Source organism: Streptomyces sp. NPDC058534 (assembly GCF_042717365.1).
Lineage (GTDB): Bacteria > Actinomycetota > Actinomycetes > Streptomycetales > Streptomycetaceae > Streptomyces.
Genome location: NZ_JBHXNW010000043.1, coordinates 48,736 through 51,405 on the forward strand (window position 1 = coordinate 48,736; position 2,670 = coordinate 51,405).

General features: G+C 71.0%; 2 protein-coding genes. Both read left to right on the forward strand.

Annotated features, from left to right (window positions below; genetic code table 11):
• Positions 1-233 precede the first annotated feature (233 nt).
• A complete protein-coding gene (locus ACFWR9_RS25145; protein ID WP_383845948.1) occupies positions 234-1,292 on the forward strand; it encodes a S8 family serine peptidase in 1,059 nt (352 codons plus the stop codon).
• 201 nt (positions 1,293-1,493) lie between these two features.
• Positions 1,494-2,513 (forward strand): kelch repeat-containing protein, encoded by a 1,020-nt coding sequence (locus ACFWR9_RS25150; RefSeq protein ID WP_383845983.1) that lies wholly within the window; start codon positions 1,494-1,496, stop codon positions 2,511-2,513.
• Positions 2,514-2,670 lie beyond the last annotated feature (157 nt).

The following is a 2,670-nucleotide window of genomic DNA, read 5'->3' on the forward strand; positions in this document are numbered from 1 at the left end:
GCTCGTGGAGTTACCGGTGGGTGTCCCCCCCCGCCACTTCCGCACCCGACGGCGGGGGGGGGGGTCTGGGCGCCCCCCCCCCCGTCCGGAGTCCCTTGGGACGGGTCGCCTGACGGACTTGCGTCAAGTCACAAAGCCGCAAGGTCATGTGCCTTGGCCGCAGGACACGCGCACTGGAAACGTCCCCCGCGGATCACTGGCGGCCGTCGCCGGTGGGGGAGCGGAGGAACCTGATGAGAACGGTCCGACTGCGCGACCGAAGAAGGTTGGGCCTGTCCGTAGGGTTGATACTCGCCCTGCTGATCACCGCTGTCGTCACCGCCGTGGTTCCCGAACAGGCGGTGGCGGACGACAAGGTCGCGATGGAGCTGCGCTCCGCCATGAAGAAGGACCCGACGACGTCGTTCTGGGTCCGCTTCAAGGACCGCCCGGACCTGACGGAGGCCAAGGGCGAGAAGGACTGGGCGAAACGCGGCAAGGCCGTCCTCAAGGAGCTCCAGGACACCGCGGCCCGGAGCCAGGCCGGTGTGATCGCCCAACTGAAGGCGAGCGGAGCCGACTACCGCGCGTTCCACGCCTCCAACGCCGTCCACGTCCGGCAGGGAACACTGGAGGTGGCGGAGAGGCTCGCCACCGAGGGCGAGGTCGCCTCGATCGGCGTCGACCATTCCTACGACCTGCCCGAGCCCGTCAAGAGCAAGCGCGTCCCGGCCGTGCGGTCCGCGGCCGGCCCGGTCGAGTGGGGCGTGGAGGCGATCGGCGCCGACCGTGTCTGGGACGACTTCCGCACGCGTGGCGGCGGCATCGTCGTCGGCAGCATCGACAGCGGCGCCCAGTCCGACCACCCGGCGCTGGCCGGCTCCTACCGCGGTAACAAGGGTGACGGCACCTTCGACCACGACTACAACTGGTTCGACCCGGCCAAGGTGTGCGACGACTCCGGTGTGCCGTGCGACAACAACGGGCACGGTACCCACACCATCGGCACCATGACCGGTGACGGCGGCGAAGGCAACCGTATCGGTGTCGCCCCCGGCGCCCAGTGGATCGCCGCCAAGGGCTGCGAGAGCATCAACTGCAGTGAGTCCGCCCTGCTGGCCTCGGCCGAGTGGATGCTCGCCCCCACTGACCTGGGCGGCCAGGACCCCCGGCCCGAGCTGCGCCCGCACATCGTGAACAACTCCTGGGGCAACGACAACGGCCCCATCACGGAGCCCTGGTTCAGCGACGTCATCAGCGCCTGGACCGCCGCCGGCATGTTCCCGATGTTCTCCAACGGCAACGTACCGTGACCAATACGGGCACCGCCCCGCTCACCACGGGCAAGGCCACGAGCGTGGACACCGCCCTGCGCGGCGCCGCCCGCACGGCCGCCTCCGACACCGGCGCGCCCGCGGTCAACGTCAAGACCAAGGCCAACCCGGGCTGGATCAAGCCGGGCACGGACACCGCCCTGCACACCGCCCCCGGCGCGGCCACCGGCACCGCGTCCGCTGGCGGCCTCCGCCGCGGCCGTCCTGGACGGCACGCTCTATGTGGTCGGCGGCTGCGAGACGAACGTCTGCGGCAAGACCACGGTCCAGTCCTACGACCCGGCCGAGGACACCTGGACCGCCAGGGCCGACTACCCCGAGGAGGTGGCGTGGCAGTCCTGCGGCGCCATCGGAGGCAAGCTCTACTGCGCGGGCGGGCTCAGCGACAACACCGGCATCACGGACGCCGTGTACGCCTACGATCCCGCCACGGACAGCTGGACCGCCCTCGCCCCCATGCCCACGGCCCTGTGGGGCGCCGGCTTCACAGCGGCCGGCGGCCAGCTCCTGGTCTCCGGGGGCAACACGGCGGAGGGCATCACCAACATCGGGTTCGTCTACAACGCGCAGGCCAACTCCTGGCAGCCGCTGCCGAATTCCAGCCAGGTCGTCCGCCGGGGCGCCAGCGCGTGCGGCCTGTACCGCATCGGCGGATCGACGGGTGACTTCACCGGCGTCGCCGCCGCCGAACTGCTGCCCGGATACGACGCCTGTGGCGGCGACGTGCCCTGGCTGGCGCTCTCTTCGGACCAGTTCACTCTCGACCCCGGTGAGAAGCAGACCGTCACCGTGACGTTGGACGCCGCCGCTGTGTCCCAGCCGGGCACCTACACGGGCTCATTGACGATCGGCACGGACGCCGGCGACGTGATCGACGCCGTGCGGGTGACGATGAAGGCCACAGCGCCCAAGAAGTGGGGGAAGATCACGGGCGTCGTCACCACCGCGCGGTGCACCGGCTCCCAAGCACCGCTGGAGGGCGCGACGGTGGTGCTGTCCTCAGGTGACGAGTCCAGGACCCTGAAGACCGGTTCGGACGGCAGGTACGAGCTGTGGCTCGACCAGCAGCACAACCCTGTGACGGTCATCGCCGGCAAGGACGGATGGCGTGCCGATGCGGCCGTCGTCAAGATCAAGAAGGGTGAGAACGTCACCAGGTCCTTCGCTCTCGACCCCTACCCCTTCTGCCCCCGCGGCTGAGGCGGTACGGCAAGAGGCCGGGGGGGGGGGGTGGCCCCCCCCGCCCCCCCGCCCCGGGCACTCGACCTCCCCCCCCCCCCCCCACCCGCGGGCCCGCCGCGGCACGACGAGCTGTCCGGTGAGGGAGGCGACCAGGTCCTCGTCGAGCTGCCCGGCC